The organism is Streptomyces sp. AP-93, from assembly GCF_022808175.1.
Classification (GTDB): domain Bacteria; phylum Actinomycetota; class Actinomycetes; order Streptomycetales; family Streptomycetaceae; genus Streptomyces.
Genome location: NZ_JALGBX010000011.1, coordinates 1 through 20,014, shown reverse-complemented (window position 1 = coordinate 20,014; position 20,014 = coordinate 1). Strand labels below are relative to the sequence as shown.

17 protein-coding genes and 1 pseudogene are annotated in these 20,014 nt (G+C 71.1%); 10 read left to right on the top strand and 8 right to left on the bottom strand.

Annotated elements, in window-relative coordinates:
* A pseudogene (locus tag MTF69_RS43750) lies at positions 1-554 on the bottom strand (hypothetical protein); the annotation flags it as partial.
* Between the two features lie 194 nt (positions 555-748).
* Between MTF69_RS43750 and MTF69_RS19315 the strand changes: the two are divergent.
* On the top strand, positions 749-1,405 hold the full coding sequence (locus MTF69_RS19315) for a hypothetical protein (protein WP_243336168.1): 657 nt from the start codon (positions 749-751) through the stop codon (positions 1,403-1,405).
* A gap of 115 nt (positions 1,406-1,520) precedes the next feature.
* On the opposite strand, the gene MTF69_RS19310 is transcribed toward MTF69_RS19315, so the two are convergent.
* Complete coding sequence (locus MTF69_RS19310; protein ID WP_243336167.1) at positions 1,521-2,210, bottom strand: TetR/AcrR family transcriptional regulator; 690 nt, start codon at positions 2,208-2,210, stop codon at positions 1,521-1,523.
* 148 nt (positions 2,211-2,358) lie between these two features.
* Here MTF69_RS19310 and MTF69_RS19305 point away from each other — a divergent pair, with 148 nt between their 5' ends.
* From MTF69_RS19305 to MTF69_RS19285, 5 genes are all read left to right on the top strand, one after another.
* Positions 2,359-2,577, top strand: a complete 219-nt coding sequence (locus MTF69_RS19305) for a hypothetical protein (protein ID WP_243336166.1) — start codon at positions 2,359-2,361, stop codon at positions 2,575-2,577.
* Between the two features lie 161 nt (positions 2,578-2,738).
* Positions 2,739-4,532, top strand: a complete 1,794-nt coding sequence (locus MTF69_RS19300) for a glycoside hydrolase family 3 protein (protein WP_243336165.1) — start codon at positions 2,739-2,741, stop codon at positions 4,530-4,532.
* Positions 4,533-4,894: 362 nt separating this feature from the next.
* On the top strand, positions 4,895-5,638 hold the full coding sequence (locus MTF69_RS19295) for a response regulator transcription factor (RefSeq protein WP_243336164.1): 744 nt from the start codon (positions 4,895-4,897) through the stop codon (positions 5,636-5,638).
* 35 nt (positions 5,639-5,673) lie between these two features.
* The gene (locus MTF69_RS19290; protein WP_243336362.1) at positions 5,674-6,729 is read left to right on the top strand and encodes an ATP-binding protein; all 1,056 of its coding nucleotides are present in this window, start codon (positions 5,674-5,676) and stop codon (positions 6,727-6,729) included.
* Positions 6,730-6,986: 257 nt separating this feature from the next.
* Entirely contained in the window at positions 6,987-10,919 is a 3,933-nt protein-coding gene (locus tag MTF69_RS19285; protein WP_243336163.1) for a multifunctional oxoglutarate decarboxylase/oxoglutarate dehydrogenase thiamine pyrophosphate-binding subunit/dihydrolipoyllysine-residue succinyltransferase subunit, read from the top strand.
* Between the two features lie 218 nt (positions 10,920-11,137).
* Here the strand turns inward: MTF69_RS19285 and MTF69_RS19280 are convergent, their stop codons facing one another.
* On the bottom strand, positions 11,138-12,364 hold the full coding sequence (locus MTF69_RS19280; RefSeq protein ID WP_243336162.1) for an HEXXH motif-containing putative peptide modification protein: 1,227 nt from the start codon (positions 12,362-12,364) through the stop codon (positions 11,138-11,140).
* 144 nt (positions 12,365-12,508) lie between these two features.
* Between MTF69_RS19280 and MTF69_RS19275 the strand changes: the two genes are divergently transcribed.
* Entirely contained in the window at positions 12,509-12,697 is a 189-nt protein-coding gene (locus tag MTF69_RS19275; RefSeq protein WP_030681317.1) for a DUF6104 family protein, read from the top strand.
* A 92-nt stretch (positions 12,698-12,789) separates the two neighbouring features.
* Here MTF69_RS19275 and sodN read toward each other — a convergent pair whose 3' ends face one another.
* Positions 12,790-13,185: a superoxide dismutase, Ni gene (sodN, locus tag MTF69_RS19270; RefSeq protein ID WP_030709803.1), complete on the bottom strand. Its 396-nt coding sequence runs from the start codon at positions 13,183-13,185 to the stop codon at positions 12,790-12,792.
* 193 nt (positions 13,186-13,378) lie between these two features.
* On the opposite strand from sodN, the gene sodX reads away from it, so the two are divergent.
* Positions 13,379-13,846: a nickel-type superoxide dismutase maturation protease gene (gene sodX, locus MTF69_RS19265; protein WP_279345976.1), complete on the top strand. Its 468-nt coding sequence runs from the start codon at positions 13,379-13,381 to the stop codon at positions 13,844-13,846.
* On the opposite strand, the gene MTF69_RS19260 is transcribed toward sodX, so the two are convergent.
* Positions 13,750-14,433 carry a CGNR zinc finger domain-containing protein gene (locus tag MTF69_RS19260; RefSeq protein ID WP_243336161.1) on the bottom strand — a complete coding sequence of 228 codons (684 nt, stop codon included), beginning with the start codon at positions 14,431-14,433 and terminating at the stop codon, positions 13,750-13,752. The genes sodX and MTF69_RS19260 overlap by 97 nt on opposite strands.
* 79 nt (positions 14,434-14,512) lie before the next feature.
* Here MTF69_RS19260 and MTF69_RS19255 point away from each other — a divergent pair, with 79 nt between their 5' ends.
* Complete coding sequence (locus tag MTF69_RS19255) at positions 14,513-15,289, top strand: trans-aconitate 2-methyltransferase (RefSeq protein WP_243336160.1); 777 nt, start codon at positions 14,513-14,515, stop codon at positions 15,287-15,289.
* Positions 15,290-15,386: 97 nt separating this feature from the next.
* Here the strand turns inward: MTF69_RS19255 and MTF69_RS19250 are convergent, their stop codons facing one another.
* From MTF69_RS19250 to MTF69_RS19240, 3 genes are read right to left on the bottom strand one after another with little or no spacing between them, the layout of a single operon-like run.
* Entirely contained in the window at positions 15,387-16,154 is a 768-nt protein-coding gene (locus tag MTF69_RS19250) for an amino acid ABC transporter ATP-binding protein (RefSeq protein ID WP_279345975.1), read from the bottom strand.
* A complete protein-coding gene (locus tag MTF69_RS19245) occupies positions 16,154-17,095 on the bottom strand; it encodes an ABC transporter permease subunit (protein WP_374323366.1) in 942 nt (313 codons plus the stop codon). The genes MTF69_RS19250 and MTF69_RS19245 overlap by 1 nt, the downstream gene beginning before the upstream one ends.
* A gap of 39 nt (positions 17,096-17,134) precedes the next feature.
* Positions 17,135-18,094 (bottom strand): ABC transporter substrate-binding protein, encoded by a 960-nt coding sequence (locus tag MTF69_RS19240; protein ID WP_243336159.1) that lies wholly within the window; start codon positions 18,092-18,094, stop codon positions 17,135-17,137.
* A 522-nt stretch (positions 18,095-18,616) separates the two neighbouring features.
* Here MTF69_RS19240 and MTF69_RS19235 point away from each other — a divergent pair.
* On the top strand, positions 18,617-19,819 hold the full coding sequence (locus tag MTF69_RS19235; RefSeq protein WP_243336158.1) for an NADP-dependent malic enzyme: 1,203 nt from the start codon (positions 18,617-18,619) through the stop codon (positions 19,817-19,819).
* Positions 19,820-20,014: the final 195 nt, after the last annotated feature.

Sequence of the window (20,014 nt, the reverse complement as noted above, 5' to 3'; positions counted from 1 at the left end):
CGATCGAGGTGGTCGAGGTGGTCCAGCCCGCCAGGGCTGCCAGGGCCAGAAGGCCGGTCGGGGACGTCGGGGACGCCAAACCGGTCGGAGTGGTCGGGCCGCTCGAGGCGATCGAGGCCCCTGCCGCCGGGGCCGCCAGACCGATCGAGGTGGTCGAGGTGGTCCAGCCCGCCAGGGCTGCCAGGGCCAGAAGGCCGGTCGAGGTGGTCGAGGCCGCCGGACCGGTCGGGGGCGCCAGCCTGTCCGGGTTCGCCAGGCGTGCCAGGCGCGGCGGGCATGCGCGCCGCGCCACCGTTTCTGCGGGGCGGCGCGCCCGTCAGGTGGTGGGCCACCGCGGCCACGCCGGATGCGGCGAGGGCGGTGGCGGCCACCGAGGGGAGGCGCAGGGCCCAGAGGCCGGAGCCGGGGGCGGCGCCGTCGCCCGTCACCGTGAAGACCGCGTGCATCAGCAGGTAGTAGAGGCCGTGTACGGCGTCGACTTGGCCGAGCAGTTCCCAGAGTTCCCCGAGCGGCCGGTGCGCGACCTGCCACGTGACGGACTCGTCGCGCCACATGGAGCCGCCCCGCGAAAGGCCCCAGAGGCCGAGGGCGAGGGCGGTGAGCGGCGGCAGCCAGCGCCAAAGGGCGAAGCGGCGGATGTCGGCCTCCGGGTGCTATCCGTGCGGGTGGTGCTGACTCCATACTCGGGGTTCGAGCCGGATACCTGCGGGGGTGGGGCGTGCGAGCACGTGGTGGGCGAGTGGGCTTGGTGACGGCAGCCGTGACGCTGGCCGTGGTGGCGGCCTTGGGCGGGTGCTCCTCCGGCGGGTCGAAGGACGGAGCCTCACCGACACCGAACGCGAACGCGGGCGGGAGCACGGGCGCAGGCACGAGCACGGGCCCCGGCACCGGCTCCGCCACGAGCGCCCCGTCCGGGACGGCGACGGACGCCCCGGGGACGCCGTCCCCGGGTCAGAGCGCCGGCCAGAGTCCGGGCCCGGGCACCGGTACGACCGGTCCCGCCCCACAGCCCGCACCCAGTACCTCCGCTCCTGCCCCCGCACCCAGCGCCTCGACGCCCGCCGGCGGCGAGACCCTCCTCGCGGTCACCCGCAGCGGCGGCATCACCGGAAAGACCAGCACCTTGATCATCAAGGGTGACGGATCGTTCCTCCGGCTCAACGCGAAGGCCGAGACGGTCGACCGCGACAAGCTCTCGGCGGCCGCCCTCACGAAACTGCGCACCGCACTCCAGAAGGCGGACTTCCCCCGCCTGCCGCGGATCTCGATGCCCGACGAGCCGGCCTTCGACGCGTTCACGTACGCCTTCCGGCACGGCGGCTACGAGGTCGCCGCCGCCCAGACCACGCTGCCGCGCCCCTTGGAAGGGGTCCTGAGCGCGCTGCCGCCCTTCGAGCCGCGCTGAAGAAATCAGGCCGGCCACAGCCGCCACAGCGACCCCGGCGACCCCGGCGACTGCGGCGACGGAGGCGAAGACGGCAAGCCGGCCCAGCGGACGGGGCACCGCCCCCGCCGCCCCGTCACAACCCCGTCCCCGCCACCGTGATCTCCCGCAGCCGCCGGTCCAGGTATCCGCGTAGCAGGACCGCCATGTCCACGCCCTCCGGGTCCAGCACCCACTGGATCTGGAATCCGTCCATCACCGCGATGATCTCGCGGCCGACGGCCTCGCAGTCCGTGTCCGGCCTGACCTCGCCGCGCGCCACTCCCGCCCGGAGCAGGCCGACGCTGTAGCCGAGGACCCGGTCGTAGCGCTGCCGGAAGTAGGCGTGCGCGGGGTGGCCCGGGTTCCCGGACTCGCCGACCAGCGTGTTGTACATGCGTACGAGACCGGGGCGGCGGGCGTTGTCCTCGGCGAGGGCGACCACCGCGGCGAAGTGCACGGCGACCGAGGGGACCTCCTCGGCCGGCCCGCTGAAGAGCCGCTCGACGTCGTGCTGCTCGCTCTGCGCCAGGACGGACAGCAGCAGGTCCTCCTTGCCGCGGAAGTGGTGCAGCAGGCCGCCCTGGGTGATCCCGCAGTCGTTGGCGATCCGGGCGAGCGAGGAGGCGTGGAAGCCCCACTGCGCGAAGTGCTCGACGGCGGTGTCGAGGATCTTCTGACGACGGGCGTCACCCACCGCGTAGCCGCCCCGGGCGGCAACCGCCTTGGGAGCGGTCGCCTGGGGAGCCGCCGCCTTGGGGGCCGTCCGGCCCCTGTCCTGTGCCATGCGGACCACCCTAAACCCGACTGTTTTCGGCCATCCCGATGGAGTGATCCAGCTCACTGCGCGAAAACCTAGTGGGTACATGGTTTTCGCCCCTACGGTGAAACCGCCCGGCCGGTGACGAGGCCGACGCGGAGACGTTGGAGCCCCCATGCCGCTCACGCAGGACCCCGGAAGCGCGCTCGACGCCCCCGGCCAACCCGATCCGGCCACGCCGCCCACCACCCCGGCCACCGCCCTGGCCGCCGCCTCAGCCCACGCTCCCTCGCCTACGGCGGAGGGGGGCGACCACGGCGTGCCCTCCCTCGTCGGCGGCATCGCGCCGACCGTCGGCGCCGCCCCGGTCCAGCTGATCCGCTCGGCCGAATGACGGCCCGCCCGACCGGGCCCGCCGGCGCCCACTCACCCGGCCCCGCCCACTCACCCGGCCCCGACCAGCCGCCCGCCACGGCCCACGCGACCTCCTCCGCCCACGCGACCCCCTCCGCCCCCGCGACCTCCCGCGCGACCGACCTCCTCAGGAGCCCTGCCATGAACGTGAACGCCACCCCGACGCCCCCGGCCACCCCCGCCGCGCCCCTCCCCTACCGGGACGCCTCCCTCCCCGTCGACCAGCGCGTCGAGGACCTGCTCTCCCGCATGACCCTGGAGGAGAAGGCCGGCCAGCTCTTCCACTCCATGCTGATGATGAACCCGGACGGCACCCCGGTCACCGAGACCGACGGCTCGATCCTCCCGTTCACCACCCCCGAGCTGATCGAGGGCCGCTCCCTCACCCACTTCAACCTCCTCGGCAGCTACGGCGCCCGCGAGATGGCGATGTGGCAGAACGCCGTCCAGGAGATGGCCGCCGGCACCCGCCTCGGCATCCCGGTGACCCTGTCCACCGACCCCCGGCACTCCTTCACCGACAACGTCGGCGCCTCCTTCAACGCCGGCGCCTTCTCCGCCTGGCCCGAGGCCATCGGCCTCGCCGCGATCGGCGACCCGGAGCTGGTCTTCGAGTTCGCCGACATCATGCGGCGCGAGTACCTCTCCGTCGGCTTCCGCGTCGCCCTGCACCCGCAGATCGACCTGGCCACGGAGCCGCGCTGGGCCCGCCAGTCGGGCACCTTCGGCTCGGACGCGAAGCTGACGGGCGAGCTCGTCCAGGCCTACGTACGGGGCCTGCAGGGCGAAACGCTCGGCGCGGCCTCGGTCTCCGCGATGGTCAAGCACTTCCCCGGCGGCGGCCCGCAGAAGGACGGCGAGGACCCGCACTTCGCGCACGGCAAGGAGCAGGTCTACCCGGGCGGGATGCGCGAGCACCACCTGGAGCCGTTCAAGGCGGCCATCGCGGCCGGCTGCTCGCAGATGATGCCGTACTACGGCCAGCCCATCGGCACCGACTGGGAAGAGGTCGCCTTCGGCTTCAACAAGGGCGTCGTCACCGGCCTGCTGCGCGAGGAGCTCGGCTTCCAGGGCATCGTGTGCACCGACTGGGGTCTGATCACGGACTCGGTGATCTTCGGCGAATCGCACCCGGCCCGCGCGTGGGGCCTGGAGCACCTCAGCGTGTCCGAGCGGGCGGCCCGCGCGCTGGAGGCGGGCTCGGACCAGTTCGGCGGCGAGCAGTGCCCCGAGGTGGTCGTGGAGCTGGTCCGCTCGGGCCGGATCCCCGAAGCCCGGATCGACGCGTCCGTACGCCGGCTGCTGCGCGAGAAGTTCGTCCTCGGCCTCTTCGAGAACCCGTACGTGGACCCGGACGCGGCGGCGGAGACCGTCGGCCGCGCCGACTTCACGGCGGCGGGCGCGGCGGCCCAGCGGCGCTCCCTGACGGTGCTCACCAACACCGGGCGGACCCTGCCGGTCTCCGGCCGGCCGAAGCTGTACGTCAAGGACGTGGACGCGGACGTCGCGGCGGCGTACGGGGACGTCGTGTCCGACCCGGCCGAGGCCGACCTGGCGGTGCTGCGGCTGCGCACGCCGCACGAGCCCCGCACGAACATCTTCGAGTCCTTCTTCCACTCGGGTTCGCTGGCCTTCGCCGAGCCGGAGCTCACCGAGATCCTGTCCCTCCTGGACGCCGTCCCGACCCTGGTCTGCATCAATCTGGAGCGGGCCGCGGTGATCCCCGAGATCGCGGAGCGGGCGGCCGCGCTGATCGCGGACTACGGGGCGTCCGACGCCGCCCTCCTGGACGTGGCCTTCGGCCGGGCCGCCGCCGAGGGGCGCCTCCCCTTCGAGCTCCCGCGCTCGATGGCGGCCGTCGCCGCCTCCCGGCCCGATGTCCCGAACGACACCGCCGACCCGGTGTTCGCGCACGGCCACGGCCTGGCCCTGTAACGCTGTAGCCCTCCGGCCCCAGCGCTGTAACCCTCTGGCCCTGCGGGGCCGGGATCCCCTACCCGCCCTTCCCCCGTTCCCAGGGCTCCGCCCTGACCCGCCAGGCCCCGGGCTCCGCCCGGGCCCCTGGCGCTCCGCCCCAGACCCCGCGCCTCAAACTCCGGCGAGGCTGGATTTCCAGCCCCGCCGGCGTTCTCGTGCGTGCAGACGGCGAACAAATCCCAGTCCTGCCGCGTTTGAGGCGCGGACGTCCGGGAACAGTGCCGCCGTGCAGCGGGCCCGCATGCGGAACCCGTCATAGCCGGAGGCCGGACGCTCCTCTACGCTGCACCCCTACCACGCGGGATCTTCAGGGGCGGGACATGGAACAGACGCACACCACCACCCACAACGGCGCCGCGGCCACCCCCGGCGCGCAGCGCCGGGTACTCGTCGTCGAGGACGACCGCACCATCGCGGAGGCCATCGCGGCGCGGCTGCGCGCCGAGGGCTTCCAGGTCCAGACGGCCTCGGACGGGCCGGCGGCCGTCGCCGCGGCCGAGAGCTGGCTGCCGGAGCTCCTGGTCCTGGACGTCATGCTGCCGGGCTTCGACGGCCTGGAGGTCTGCCGCCGGGTCCAGGCGCAGCGGCCCGTTCCGGTGCTCATGCTCACCGCCCGGGACGACGAGACCGACATGCTCGTCGGCCTCGGGGTCGGCGCCGACGACTACATGACGAAGCCCTTCTCGATGCGCGAGCTGGCCGCGCGGGTCCACGTACTGCTGCGGCGGGTGGAGCGGGCCACGCTGGCCGCGCACGCCCCGCGCGGGGCCACCCTGCGGCTGGGCGATCTGGAGATCGACCACGCACAGCGACGGGTCCGGGTGCACACCGAGGACGTGCACCTGACGCCGACGGAGTTCGACCTGCTGGTGTGCCTGGCCGGGACCCCGCGGGCGGTGCTCTCGCGGGAGCAGCTCCTCGCCGAGGTGTGGGACTGGGCCGACGCGTCCGGGACCCGTACGGTCGACAGCCACATCAAGGCGCTGCGCCGGAAGATCGGCGCCGAGCGGATCCGTACGGTCCACGGCGTCGGGTACGCCCTGGAGACACCGGCGCAGCCGTGAGCGGCTACCGGCCGCCGGGGCAGCGGCCGCCCGGCGTGCTGCGGCCCTTCTCCCCGTTCTCGATCAAGACCAAGCTGGGCACGCTCGTGGTGGTGTCGGTCTTCATCACCACGGGTCTGCTGATGGTGGCCCTGCGCACGGCCACCGAGGTGCGCTTCATCACGGTGTTCTCGGTGATCGCCTCGATGCTGATCACCCAGTTCGTGGCGCACAGCCTGACGGCGCCGCTGGACGACATGACCACGGTGGCCCGGGCGATATCCCACGGGGACTACACGCGCCGGGTGCGCGGGGCGGGCCGCCGCGACGAGCTGGGCGACCTGGCCTCCACCATCAATCTGATGGCGGACGACCTGGAGGCGGTGGACCGGCACCGCAAGGAGCTCGTCGCCAACGTCTCGCACGAGCTGCGCACCCCGATCGCGGCCCTGCGGGCGGTACTGGAGAACGTGGTGGACGGGGTCTCCGAAGCCGATCCGGAGACGATGCGCACGGCCCTGAAGCAGACCGAGCGGCTCGGCCGGCTGGTGGAGACCCTGCTGGACCTCTCCCGCGTCGACAACGGGGTGGTGCCGCTGCGGGCCCGCCGCTTCGAGGTGTGGCCGTACCTGTCGGGGGTGCTGAAGGAGTCGGGCCTGGCGGCGGCCGGCCGGCCGGGGCTGTCCTCCGGATCGGGCGGGCACACCCGCAACGACGTCCACCTCCACCTGGACGTGTCCCCGCCGGACCTGACGGCGTACGCGGACGCCGAGCGGCTGCACCAGGTGGTGGCGAACCTGATCGACAACGCGGTCAAGCACAGCCCGCCGCACGGCCGGGTCACGGTGCACGCCCGGGCGGGCGACGCGCCCGGGGGTCTGGTGCTCGAAGTACGGGACGAAGGTCCCGGAATTCCGGAGGCGGAGCGCCACCGGGTCTTCGAGCGGTTCAACCGGGGCAGTGCGAGGGGCGGCGACGGGGGCACGGGCCTGGGCCTGGCCATCGCCCGCTGGGCGGTCGGCCTGCACGGGGGGGACATCGGAGTGGCCGAATCGTCACGGGGCTGCCGCATCCTCGTCACGCTTCCGGGCAGCTCGCAGGCGCCGGGTTGACGTAGGGTTCCAGTGGGAAGGACATGATCTCGGCCACATGCGCCGGGGTCCGTCAGGGGTGCGAAGCCAGGGGGCCGCAACCGCGGTGCCTCCTGCCCGAACCACGCTTGTTTCCCGCCATTCCAGGTGGTGAAACCCGCCGTTCGATGTGACCTACGCGACGTAAGTCCCGCCCGGTCTGCATCTCACGGCCCGGGAGGCGTAGCCTTTATTCCCGCTGTCCATACCTTGTGAAGCGGAAGAGGGCGGTTGCCGCCGTGTCGCCACAGTCCCCCAGTAACTCGAGCACCACGACCGAAGCAGGATCAGGCGGGAAGAACCCCGCCCCAGGCTTCGGCGCGAATGAGTGGCTCGTCGACGAGATCTATCAGCAGTACCTCCAGGACCCGAACTCGGTCGACCGGGCCTGGTGGGACTTCTTCGCCGACTACAAGCCGGGTGGCGCTGTCGCTCCGGTGAAGGCGGACAAGCCCACGGACCGGCCCGCTCCCCCCGCCGCGACGACGACGGACGGCGCCTCCGCACAGGCCGCCGCCCCCGTCACCGCCACGGCTCCGCAGGCTTCCGACGCCGCCGCCACAGGGACGGCGAGCCTCACGCCTGCCTCCCCCGTCGCAGCGCCCACGACGCCCGTGTCAGCACCTGCCCCTGTACCTGCCACCCCCTCTGGTGCCCCTGCTGTGACTGTCACCTCCCAGGCCCCGGCCGCCGCCGCACCGGCAGCCCCCGCCTCCCAGGCCGCTCCGGCCACCACCCCCGCCGTAGCCCCCCAGAAGGCCGCGCCCGCCACCGAGGCCCCTGCCGGCCCCGAACTGGTGACGCTCCGCGGCCCGGCGGCTGCCGTGGTCAAGAACATGAACGCCTCGCTGGAAGTGCCGACGGCCACGTCCGTCCGCGCCGTCCCGGTGAAGCTGCTGTTCGACAACCGCATCGTCATCAACAACCACCTGAAGCGCGCCCGGGGCGGGAAGATCTCCTTCACCCACCTCATCGGCTACGCGATGGTGCAGGCCATCAAGGCCATGCCGTCGATGAACTACTCCTTCGCGGAGAAGGACGGCAAGCCGACCCTGGTCAAGCCGGAGCACATCAACTTCGGTCTCGCGATCGACCTGGTGAAGCCCAACGGCGACCGCCAGCTCGTCGTCGCCGGCATCAAGAAGGCCGAGACCCTCAACTTCTTCGAGTTCTGGCAGGCCTACGAGGACATCGTCCGCCGGGCCCGCATCGGCAAGCTGACGATGGACGACTTCACCGGGGTGACGGTCTCCCTCACCAACCCCGGCGGCCTGGGCACCGTCCACTCCGTGCCCCGCCTGATGCCCGGACAGTCGGTCATCATGGGCGTCGGCTCCATGGACTACCCCGCCGAGTTCCAGGGCACCTCGCAGGACACCCTGAACAAGCTGGGCATCTCCAAGGTCATGACCCTGACCTCGACCTACGACCACCGGGTCATCCAGGGCGCGGCCTCCGGCGAGTTCCTGCGCATCGTCGCGAACATGCTGCTCGGCGAGAGCGGCTTCTACGACGACGTCTTCGAGGCGCTGCGCATCCCGTACGAGCCGGTCCGCTGGCTCCGGGACATCGACGCCTCGCACGACGACGACGTCACGAAGGCCGCCCGCGTCTTCGAGCTGATCCACTCCTACCGGGTCCGCGGCCACGTCATGGCCGACACGGATCCGCTGGAGTACAAGCAGCGCAAGCACCCCGACCTCGACATCACCGAGCACGGCCTCACCCTGTGGGACCTGGAGCGCGAGTTCGCGGTCGGCGGCTTCTCCGGCAAGTCGATGATGAAGCTGCGCGACATCCTCGGCGTGCTGCGCGACTCGTACTGCCGCACCACCGGCGTCGAGTTCATGCACATCCAGGACCCGAAGCAGCGCCGCTGGATCCAGGACCGCATCGAGCGCCCGCACTCCAAGCCGGAGCGCGAGGAGCAGCTGCGCATCCTGCGCCGGCTGAACGCCGCGGAGGCCTTCGAGACCTTCCTGCAGACGAAGTACGTCGGCCAGAAGCGGTTCTCCCTGGAGGGCGGCGAGTCCGTCATCCCGCTGCTCGACGCCGTCATCGACTCGGCCGCCGAGGCCCGCCTCGAAGAGGTCGCGATCGGCATGGCCCACCGCGGCCGGCTGAACGTCCTCGCGAACATCGTCGGCAAGTCGTACGCGCAGATCTTCCGCGAGTTCGAGGGCAACCTCGACCCGAAGTCCATGCACGGCTCCGGCGACGTCAAGTACCACCTGGGCGCCAACGGCACCTTCACGGGCCTGGACGGCGAGCAGATCAAGGTCTCGCTCGTCGCGAACCCCTCGCACCTGGAGGCGGTGGACCCGGTCCTGGAGGGCGTGGTCCGCGCCAAGCAGGACATCATCAACAAGGGCGGCACGGACTTCACGGTCCTGCCCGTCGCCCTGCACGGCGACGCGGCCTTCGCGGGCCAGGGCGTCGTCGCCGAGACGCTGAACATGTCGCAGCTGCGCGGCTACCGCACCGGCGGCACCGTGCACGTGGTCATCAACAACCAGGTCGGCTTCACCGCCGCCCCGGAGTCCTCGCGTTCCTCGATGTACGCGACCGACGTGGCCCGCATGATCGAGGCGCCGATCTTCCACGTGAACGGCGACGACCCGGAGGCCGTGGTCCGCATCGCGCGCCTGGCCTTCGAGTTCCGTCAGGCGTTCAACAAGGACGTGGTCATCGACCTCATCTGCTACCGCCGCCGCGGTCACAACGAGTCGGACAACCCGGCGTTCACGCAGCCGCTGATGTACGACCTGATCGACAAGAAGCGCTCGGTGCGCAAGCTGTACACCGAGTCCCTCATCGGTCGCGGCGACATCACGCTGGAAGAGGCGGAGCAGGCGCTCCAGGACTTCCAGGGCCAGCTGGAGAAGGTCTTCGCGGAGGTCCGCGAGGCCGCCACGCAGCCCGCGGTCGCCCCGGTGGCGCCCGCGCAGGTCGCGCAGGAGTTCCCGGTCGCCGTGAACACCGCGATCTCCCAGGAGGTCGTCAAGCGGATCGCCGAGGCCCAGGTCAACATCCCGGACACGGTCACCGTCCACCCGCGCCTGCTGCCGCAGCTGCAGCGCCGCGCGGCGATGATCGACGACGGCACCATCGACTGGGGCATGGGCGAGACCCTGGCCTTCGGCTCGCTGCTGATGGAGGGCACCCCGGTCCGGCTGTCCGGCCAGGACTCCCGCCGCGGCACCTTCGGCCAGCGCCACGCGGTCCTGATCGACCGGGAGACCGGCGAGGACTACACCCCGCTGCTCTACCTGTCGGACGAGCAGGCCCGCTACAACGTCTACGACTCGCTGCTCTCCGAGTACGCGGCCATGGGCTTCGAGTACGGCTACTCGCTGGCCCGCCCGGACGCGCTGGTCCTCTGGGAGGCCCAGTTCGGCGACTTCGTCAACGGCGCGCAGACCGTCGTCGACGAGTTCATCTCCTCGGCCGAGCAGAAGTGGGGCCAGACGTCCGGCGTCACGCTCCTCCTCCCGCACGGCTACGAGGGCCAGGGCCCGGACCACTCCTCCGCCCGCCCGGAGCGCTTCCTGCAGATGTGCGCGCAGGACAACATGACGGTCGCGATGCCGACGCTCCCGTCGAACTACTTCCACCTCCTGCGGTGGCAGGTCCACAACCCGCACCACAAGCCGCTCATCGTCTTCACCCCGAAGTCGATGCTGCGCCTGAAGGCGGCGGCGTCGAAGGCGGACGAGTTCACGACCGGCTCGTTCCGTCCGGTCATCGGCGACACGCGCGTCTCCTCCGGAGCGGGTGACCCGAACGAGATCCGCAAGGTGGTCTTCTGCGCGGGCAAGGTCTACTACGACCTGGAGGCCGAGCGCGAGAAGCGGGGCATCACCGACACGGCGATCATCCGCATCGAGCGCCTCTACCCGCTCCCGGGCGCGGAACTCCAGGCGGAGATCGCCAAGTTCCCGAACGCGGCGAAGTACATCTGGGCCCAGGAGGAGCCGGCGAACCAGGGCGCGTGGCCCTTCATCGCGCTCAACCTGATCGACCACCTCGACCTGGCGGTCGGCGCGGACATCCCGGCCGGCGAGCGCCTGCGCCGCATCTCCCGCCCGCACGGCTCGTCCCCGGCGGTCGGCTCGGCCAAGCGCCACCAGGCGGAGCAGCAGCTCCTCCTCAACGAGGTCTTCGAGGCCTAAGCGCTGCGCTTGCTCGAACGGTGGATGGCCCGGCCCCCCTCGGGGAGCCGGGCCTTCCGGCTGTCCGGTCCGCTGCTGGGGCTGGATTTATCCAGCCCCGCCGGCGTTTGAGGCGAGCTTTCAGCCCCGCCGGCGTTTGAGGCGCGGGTCTGGGCGGAGCCCAGGGAACGGTGGAAGGGCGGGTAGGGGAACTCCGCCCCGCGCAGCGGCTCGACCCGTCAGCCGGCCGCGTAAGGGGCCAGGTTCGGGTGAGCTTCACACCAGGCCACCCGGTCGTGCTCCACCGCCGCGCGGGCCACCGCGTACCGGGTACCCGGCGAGGACACGCCGTCCATGGCCTGCTCGGCCGCCGCCATGGAGGCGACGAACACCCGCCCGCCGGCGGTGAGTTCCGGGCACGCGTCCAGAACGGGCAGCACCGCCGCCACCTGCGCCCGCACCCGCGCGTGCTGCGCCCACGCCCCCCTGGCCCCGTAGAGCGCCGCGCGCTGCCAGTAGCCCGCCAGCCCGAGATGCGCGTACGCGCCCCGCAGGAGCCCCTCCAGCGGCCGTGGATCGGCCCGCCAGGGCGCCCAGTACCGTGCGGAGCGGTCGGCGGTGTGCAGCGGGAGCGCCTGCGCGAGGGCCGCCAGCTTTCCGTGCTGAACCTCGAACACGAGGGTCGCGGCCAGCGCGGGCGGCGGCTGCGCCCGCGCCAGGACGGAGCCCGCCGCCGCGGGCAGGGTCCCGCCGTAGGACCGGGAGCTGCCGGACAGCGGGACCACGCAGCGCAGCAGCCGCCCCGCCTCCTCCGCACGGGCGGTGTCGTAGCGCCGCAGCAGCGTGAGGGCCCCGGACCACTGGATGTCCCACCGCTTGTGCCCCTTGGGGGTGAGCCGGCGGGCGGCGGGCACCGTCACCGGGGCGCGGTACGGGTCCAGGTCGTCCAGGGCGGTCCGCCCGTCGGGCAGCGCGTGCAGGGCCAGCGTCTCCGGGCCGGCGGGGTCCCAGGAGCCCTCGGTCAGGGCGAGCGGGCCGGGCCGGGCCGGGCGCAGCAGTCCGAGGGTGGGCAGGGCGAGGCGTCCGTGCGCGGGGCGCAGCGTGATCTTGAAGCCGATCCCGGCGCGCAGCGCCGCGGCGGCGGCGACTGCCCCGAGGTGCCCGAGGTCGGCGGGCGGTCCGTGCCGCGTGCGCAGCCGGCGCAGCGTCTCCTCGGCCCACACCCCGGTGGCCGGATAGTGCACCACGTCGGCCACCGCACGCGGGTCGCGCCGCCCGGCCTCCTCCAGCAGGGCCCAGTGCTCGGCCGCCTCCCCGGTACGGGCGCCCGGCAGTTCCCCGAGCTCCCGCAGCAGTCGCAGCCGCCGGGCCCGCCGTACGCCGCACACCAGCGCGGTCCCTTCGGCGGACGGCTCGGTGGAACCGAGTGCCCACAGCACGCCGTCGCTCGGCTCGGGGTGATCCATGCATACCTCCCGCCGCGGACCCTCCATCCCTGCCCTGGAGAGGGGCTCCGCGAACGGCGGAAAGCGGTCAGGTCCGGCCGCGGCGGACGGCGGATTATCCTGACGGGACACACCCGAACACCCGACCACCGCACGGAGCCCGACTTGTACTTCACCGATCGCGGCATCGAGGAGCTGGAGAAGCGGCGCGGCGAGGAGGAGGTCACCTTCGAGTGGCTCGCCGAGCAGCTGCGCACCTTCGTCGACCTGAACCCGGACTTCGAGGTCCCGGTGGAACGCCTCGCCACGTGGCTGGCCCGCCTGGACGACGAGGACGACGAGGACGACGCGTAGCCCTCGCCCAAGACGAAGGGGCCCGACCGCACTGCGGTCGGGCCCCTTCGTCATCGTCCCGCGGGACAAGGCCGATCAGGCTGGAAGCCTGATCAGGCGGCCTTGGTCTCCCAGAAGATGCGGTCGATCTCGGCGATGAGCTCCAGCGCCTTGGCGCCGGTCGCCGGGTCGTTCGACGCCTTGGCGGCCGAGAGGGCCTTCAGGGTGTCGTTGACCAGGGTGTGCAGCTGCGGGTACTTCTCGAAGTGCGGCGGCTTGAAGTAGTCGCTCCACAGCACGGAAACGTGGTGCTTCGCGAGCTCGGCGCGCTGCTCCTTGATGGTGATGGCGCGCGCGCGGAAGTCGGCGTCGTCGTTGGCCTGGTACTTCTCCTGCACGGCCTTGACGGACTCGGCCTCGATGCGGGCCTGGGCAGGGTCGTACACGCCGCACGGAAGATCGCAGTGGGCGGAGACCTTCGCCTTGGGGGCGAAGAGGCGGGAAAGCATGGAGTTTGTCCTCCTCGTGATCGTCTTCTCAAGGGGGAGATTACTCCGTGAGAAAGACGATTTCGCGGCCGCCCCCGTGGGGTTGGGACAAAAGTCCAGGGGTGTCCCCGGGCCGGTGACCGAATGTACGGAAGAGTGCGGCAGCATGCGGGGTGGCACGAAGAGTGGACGAGCGCGGTCAAGGAGGTCTCGGATGGCGGGGAGCACGCGCTCGCGCGGCCGGACGCGGGAGTGGGAGTCGCCGTTGAAGCGGATCGGCACCGTGGAGGTGAGCGGCCCCTCGATGGCGCCGACCCTGGAGAACGGGGACCAGGTCCTGGTCCGCTACGGGGCACCCGTGCGGCCGGGCCACGTGGTGGTGCTGCGCCACCCGTTCCAGCAGGACCTGCTCGTCGTCAAGCGGGCGGTGGAGCGGCGCTCCGGCGGCTGGTGGGTGCTGGGCGACAACCCGTACAACGAGACGGGCGACAGCACGGACTACGGGCCGGTCCCCGACGAGCTCGTGCTGGCGACCGCGGTGGTCCGCTTCCGGCCGCGCCCCCGGCCGGAGCACGCGGCGCAGGATCAGCGCTCGCTGAGGGCGTGGCTCTCCTGGGCTTCCTCGGCGCTGCGTCCGCTGCCGGCGGACTCCTCGGCCTCCAGCCGCTTGCGGGCGCGGTAGGCGGCGACGTTGGCGCGCGTGGCGCACCGGTCGGAGCAGTAGCGGCGGGAGCGGTTGGTGGAGGTGTCGAGGTAGGCGTTGCGGCAGGGCGGGGCCTGGCAGAGGCCGAGCCGGGCCGGGCCGTGCTCGGTGAGGTGGAAGGCCAGCCCGAAGCACGCGATCGCGGCGTAGCCGGCGGAGGCGTTGGAGGGGTGGTCGGCCAGGTGGATGTGCCAGTTCGGGCCGCCGTGCTCCCCCTGTCCGGCGTGTCCGGCGCGCCCGCCGTGTCCGGCGTGTCCGCCGTGCTCGTCGACGGCCACGTGCCCTGAGATCTGGGGGCTGACGGGGAACTCCATGAGCAGGGAGTTCAGCAGGTCGACGGCGAGGACGTGGTCGCCGCCGTCGGCGGCCTCGAAGACGGCGCGCAGCCGGCCGCGGACGTTGCGGAAGCGGGTGACGTCACCGTCCGTGACCCGGCGGGCCATCTGCACGCTGACGCCGAAGAGGGCGCGGACGGCGTCCACGGAGGTCAGCGAGTCCTTGTTGCGGGCCGGCTCCTCGGTGTTGACCAGGCGCACGGCGTAGTCCGAGTAATGGGCCAGTTCCACTTGTAGTCCTTACGGCTGCGGATTAATGTCTCTGGTAACGACTGAGACATGTTCGAGGGTATTACGCATGGAGGCACTCGTGGCGGATACAGCACGCTCCGGTACGGCAGCACCGTCCGACTGGCAGGCCTGGCAGGACAGCTGGGACCGGCAGCAGGAGTGGTACATGCCGGACCGCGAGGAGCGGTTCCGGGTGATGCTGGACATGCTGGAGGCGCTGGTCGGCACCGCCCCCCGGGTGCTCGATCTCGCGTGCGGTACGGGAAGTATCACGGACCGCGTCCTCAAGAGGTTCCCGCAATCCACCAGTACGGGAGTCGATCTCGACCCTGCGCTGTTGACGATCGCCCGGGGCCACTTCGCGGGCGACCCCCGCGTCACCTTCGTGACCGCCGACCTCAAGCACCCCGACTGGCGCTCGGCACTCCCCCACGGCTCCTACGACGCCGTGCTGACGGCCACCGCCCTGCACTGGCTGCCCAGCGAGGACCTCGCCGCCCTCTACGGGCAGCTCCCGCCCCTGCTGCGCACCGGCGGGGTGTTCATGAACGCCGACCACATGCCCGACCCCGCCACCCCGCGGATCAACGCCGCCGAGCGCGCCCACCGGCACGGCGGCATGGACCGGGCGAAGGCGGCCGGGGCGCTGGACTGGCGCGAGTGGTGGGAGCTCGCGGCCGCCGACCCGGCGCTCGCCGAGCCGACCAAGGCCCGCTTCGAGATCTACGGGGAGCACGCCGACGGCGACACCCCGCCGGAGTCCTGGCACGCGGCCACGCTGCGCGACGCCGGCTTCGCGGAGGCCCGTACGGTCTGGCGCTCGCCCTCCGACGGGCTGGTGCTGGCCCTGAAGTAGGCCACGGCCCGCGGCGCGGGCCGGGCATGCGTGAGGGGCGGTACGGATTCCCGTACCGCCCCTCACGTGTGGGACGCCGTCTCGCAGGACCTGCGCGTTACAGGACCTTGGAGAGGAAGGCCTTCGTGCGGTCCTGCTGGGGGTTGCCCAGGACGTCGCGCGGGTGGCCGGACTCGACGACGACTCCGCCGTCCATGAAGACGAGGTTGTCGCCGACCTCGCGGGCGAAGCCCATCTCGTGGGTGACCACGATCATGGTCATGCCCGACTCGGCCAGATCCCGCATGACGTCCAGGACGTCACCGACGAGCTCCGGGTCGAGCGCCGAGGTGGGCTCGTCGAAGAGCATCAGCTTCGGCTCCATGGCCAGCGCGCGGGCGATGGCCACGCGCTGCTGCTGACCGCCGGAGAGCTGGGTGGGGTAGTTCCCGCCCTTGTCGCCGAGGCCGACCCGGTCGAGGAGCTTGACGGCGCGCGCCCGCGCGACCGACTTGCTCTCGCCCTTGACCATGACCGGGGCTTCCATGACGTTCTCTATGGCCGTCATGTGCGGGAAGAGGTTGAAGCGCTGGAAGACCATGCCGATGTCCCGGCGCTGCGCCGCGACCTCGCTGTCCTTCAGCTCGTAGAGCTTGTCGCCCTTCTGGCGGTAGCCGACGAGCCGTCCGTCGACGTAGAGCCGTCCGGCGTTGACCTGCTCCAGGTGGTTGATGCACCGCAGGAAGGTCGACTTGCCGGAGCCGGACGGACCGACCAGGCAGAAGACCTCACGCGGGGCGACCTCCAGGTCGATGCCCTTGAGGATGTGGGCGGCGCCGTAGGACTTGTGGACGCCTTCGGCCTTCACCATGGCAGTCGAAGTCATCAGGCCACCGCCTTGCGGTTCGAGAAGCGGGAGAGGTTCGCCTTGATCTTCTGCAGCGGGGTGGGCGGCAGGGATCGCAGCGAGCCGCGCGCGTAGCGGCGCTCCAGGTAGTACTGGCCGACGCTGAACACACTGGTCAGGGCGAGGTACCAGATCGAGGCGACGAAGAACATCTCCATCACCGCGAAGGAGGTGGAGGCGATGTCCTGGGCGGCGCGCAGCAGGTCGAAGTACTGCACGGCGACCACGAGCGAGGAGGTCTTGAGCATGTTGATGAACTCGTTGCCCGAGGGCGGCACGATCACCCGCATGGCCTGCGGCAGCACGATCCGGCGCATGGTCTGCGTCCGGGTCATGCCGAGCGCGTGCGAGGCCTCGCTCTGGCCCTCGTCGACCGACTGGATGCCGGCGCGGACGATCTCCGCCATGTACGCGCCCTCGTTCAGGCCGAGGCCCAGCAGGGCGGCCAGGAACGGGGTCATGACCTGGGTCATCTCGTCCCGGTAGAACCCTAGGTTCAGGTACGGGAAGATCAGGGCGAGGTTGAACCAGATGAGGAGCTGTACGTACACCGGGGTGCCGCGGAAGAACCAGATGTAGAACCAGGCGATGGTGCTGGTCACCGGGTTCTTCGAGAGCCGCATCACGGCGAAGAGGACACCGAGCACCAGGCCCAGGGCCATCGAGGCGACGCTGATCCAGATCGTGTTGAACAGGCCTCGGATGATGGTCGGGTCGAACAGCTTCTCCGGCACGGTCGCCCAGCGGACGTTGCCCTGCGAGAAGGCGACGGCGAGCATCGCGACCAGACCGATGACGACCAAGGCGCTGATCCAGCGGCCGTAGTGACGGACCGGAATGGCCTTGATCGCCTCGGGGGGGAGGGCCCCGGCCGGCGGGGTGTCCGCCGGGCCCGGGACCTTGTCGAGCTTGTCAGTCACAGTGACTGCCCTTCAGTGTGCTGCGGTGGTGCGCGGAGATCAGGAGCCTGCGTTGATCTTGGCCTCGGTCACGGCACCGGAGCCCGCGTTCCACTTGTCCAGGGCGGCCTTGTACGTGCCGTCCTTGATGATCGCGTCGAGGGCGGCCTTGAGCGCGTCGCGCAGCTCGGTGTTCTTCTTGTCCACGGCGATGCCGAAGAGACCGGCGTCGGTCGGGTTGGCGATGGCCTCGAAGTCGTTGCCGCCACCGGCGGTCTGGGCGATGTACGCGGCGACCGGGGAGTCGTTGAGGTCGGCCACGGCGCCGCCGGCCTTCACGCGGGTCTGGGCCTCGGCGTCGGTCGGGAAGGACTCGATGGAGATCTCGCCCTTGCCGGCCGTCTTGCACTTCTCGGACTGGTCCTTGGCGGACTGCTCGTACGTGGTGCCGCGCTGGACGGCGACCTTCTTGCCGCAGAGGTCGTCGAGGGTCTTGATCCCTTCCGGGTTGCCCTTCTTGACCAGGATGCCGGTCGAGGCGCTGAAGTAGTCGACGAAGTCGACGCCCGCACCGGTCTTGGCGCCCTTCTCGTCCAGGCCCTCCTGACGGGCCTTGGTGTCGGTGAGCGAGGACATGACCACGTCGCTGCGGCCCGTCTGCATGCTGCCGATCAGGGTGTCGAAGGTGCCCGACTCGAACTTGAAGGTGACGCCGAGCTGCTTGCCGAGTGCCTCGGCGATGCCCGGGTCGACACCGACGATCTTGCCGCCCTCGGTGAACTCCATCGGCGCGTACGTGGCGTCCGTGCCGACCTTGATGACGCCCGCGTCCTGGATCTTCTTCGGCAGCTTGCCGAACAGCGGGGCGGCGTTCGCCTTGCCGGACGGCGTCGCGGTGGAAGCCTTGTCCGTCTGGTCTCCACAGCCGGTGAGGATCAGGGCGCCGGCGACCGCGATCGCGCCGACCGCGGCGATCCGGGACCGGGCGGCGGTCGTACGGCGGGTGGTGCTTGCGGTCATGAGCTGGTTCCTCCGGCAGGTGGAAAGCATCGAAAAAACGGTCGGGCACGCCCCATCGAGTGTCGCGACCTTGTGTGATTAGGGGCATCTTGCCATTCGGACTGAGTCATTCAGGCAGCCCGTCAGGTCAAAATCGGATAACGGCAGCCCCTTCGTACCCAACAGGACTGCGGACAAGGCCCCTCAGAGCCGCACGAATGGCTGTGACCTGGGCCTTTTGCCTCACTATTTACGGCGCGTCTCGCCCATCGGACAGAGAGGTTTGGACTTTTCGCCAAAACCGGCACAAGCAGCCTATGGTCGAGCGGGAATCGACTCGTCTGGGTGAGTGTTCTTCGGGTAGAACAGATCCTTACACCCCTCATCCGGGGCTCAGGGCGCGCGTGCGGCGCGCCCGCGCGTACGAACCTCCCCTTCGCGGAGACGGGCCAACCGTCGACGCGGAGACGGACGCGGTGCCCGCCCACCCCTTAACCAGGAGTGGCCACCCTCAACGATTCAAAGACTTAAGGGGTTAAGACAGTGGCAGCGGAGATCGTCAATCCTCGCAGCGACAGCGTGACGGACAACAACCCGGATGCGGTGTTCGCGCTGCACCGGGGCGGCAAGATGGCCATCGTGGCCACCGTGCCGGTCCACAACAAGGACGACCTGTCCCTGGCGTACACGCCCGGCGTTGCGAAGGTCTGCAGCGCCATTGCCGAGCAGCCCGAGCTCGTGAACGAGTACACCTGGAAGTCCAACGTGGTCGCCGTCGTCACCGACGGTACGGCCGTGCTCGGACTCGGTGACATCGGGCCGGAAGCCTCCCTCCCCGTGATGGAGGGCAAGGCCATTCTCTTCAAGCAGTTCGGCGGTGTCGACGCGGTTCCGATCGCGCTCGCCACCAAAGACACGGACGAGATCATCGAGACCGTGATCCGCCTCGCGCCGTCCTTCGGCGGGGTGAACCTTGAGGACATCTCGGCGCCCCGCTGCTTCGAGATCGAGCGCCGCCTCCAGGAGGCGCTGGACATCCCGATCTTCCACGACGACCAGCACGGCACGGCCATCGTGACGCTGGCCGCCATGCGCAACGCCGCGAAGCTCACCGGTCGCACCCTCGCCGACCTGCGCGCCGTGATCTCGGGTTCGGGTGCCGCGGGCATCGCGATCGCCAAGATCCTCGTGGACGCGGGCATCGGCGACGTCTGCGTCACCGACCGCAAGGGCGTCGTGTCCGCCGACCGCTCCGACCTGACGGACGTCAAGGCGGAGATCGCGGGCCTGACGAACAAGACCGGCCAGACCGGTTCCCTGGAGAGCGCCCTCGCGGGCGCGGACGTCTTCATCGGCGTCTCCGGCGGTACGGTCCCCGAGGCCGCAGTGGCGACGATGGCGAAGGACTGCTTCGTCTTCGCCATGGCCAACCCGAACCCGGAGGTCCACCCCGACGTCGCGCACAAGTACGCGGCGGTCGTGGCCACGGGCCGCTCGGACTTCCCGAACCAGATCAACAACGTGCTGGCGTTCCCCGGCATCTTCGCGGGCGCGCTGAAGGTCCGCGCGACCCGGATCACCGAGGGCATGAAGATCGCCGCCGCCGACGCCATCGCCGGCGTCGTGGGTGACGAGCTCGCCGCCGACTACGTGATCCCCTCGCCGTTCGACACCCGCGTCGCCGAGGCCGTCACGGCCGCGGTCGCCGCGGCGGCGAAGGCCGACGGCGTGGCCCGCCTGGCGTAGCCGCTGCACTGGCTGAACGAAAGAGGGGCCCGCCTGAACAATTCAGCCGGGCCCCTCTTTCTGCCATGCCCGCAATCCAGCCTCGCCGGCGTTTGAGGCGCGGGGGTCCGGGGGCTGGCCCCCCGTTATGTTTTTCGCGGTCCTGCAATGGGGCCACTGGCCTCCGGGCCCGGTATGACTGTGTCCCCTCTGTCG

Excerpts from the sequence above, each read along its gene's own strand:
- MTF69_RS19310 (WP_243336167.1), bottom strand. The coding sequence starts at position 2,210 with ATGGCACAGGACAGGGGCCGGACGGCCCCCAAGGCGGCGGCTCCCCAG.
- MTF69_RS19305 (WP_243336166.1), top strand. The coding sequence starts at position 2,359 with ATGCCGCTCACGCAGGACCCCGGAAGCGCGCTCGACGCCCCCGGCCAA.
- MTF69_RS19300 (WP_243336165.1), top strand. The coding sequence starts at position 2,739 with ATGAACGTGAACGCCACCCCGACGCCCCCGGCCACCCCCGCCGCGCCC.
- MTF69_RS19295 (WP_243336164.1), top strand. The coding sequence starts at position 4,895 with ATGGAACAGACGCACACCACCACCCACAACGGCGCCGCGGCCACCCCC.
- MTF69_RS19280 (WP_243336162.1), bottom strand. The coding sequence starts at position 12,364 with ATGGATCACCCCGAGCCGAGCGACGGCGTGCTGTGGGCACTCGGTTCC.
- sodN (WP_030709803.1), bottom strand. The coding sequence starts at position 13,185 with ATGCTTTCCCGCCTCTTCGCCCCCAAGGCGAAGGTCTCCGCCCACTGC.
- sodX (WP_279345976.1), top strand. The coding sequence starts at position 13,379 with ATGGCGGGGAGCACGCGCTCGCGCGGCCGGACGCGGGAGTGGGAGTCG.
- MTF69_RS19250 (WP_279345975.1), bottom strand. The coding sequence starts at position 16,154 with ATGACTTCGACTGCCATGGTGAAGGCCGAAGGCGTCCACAAGTCCTAC.
- MTF69_RS19240 (WP_243336159.1), bottom strand. The coding sequence starts at position 18,094 with ATGACCGCAAGCACCACCCGCCGTACGACCGCCGCCCGGTCCCGGATC.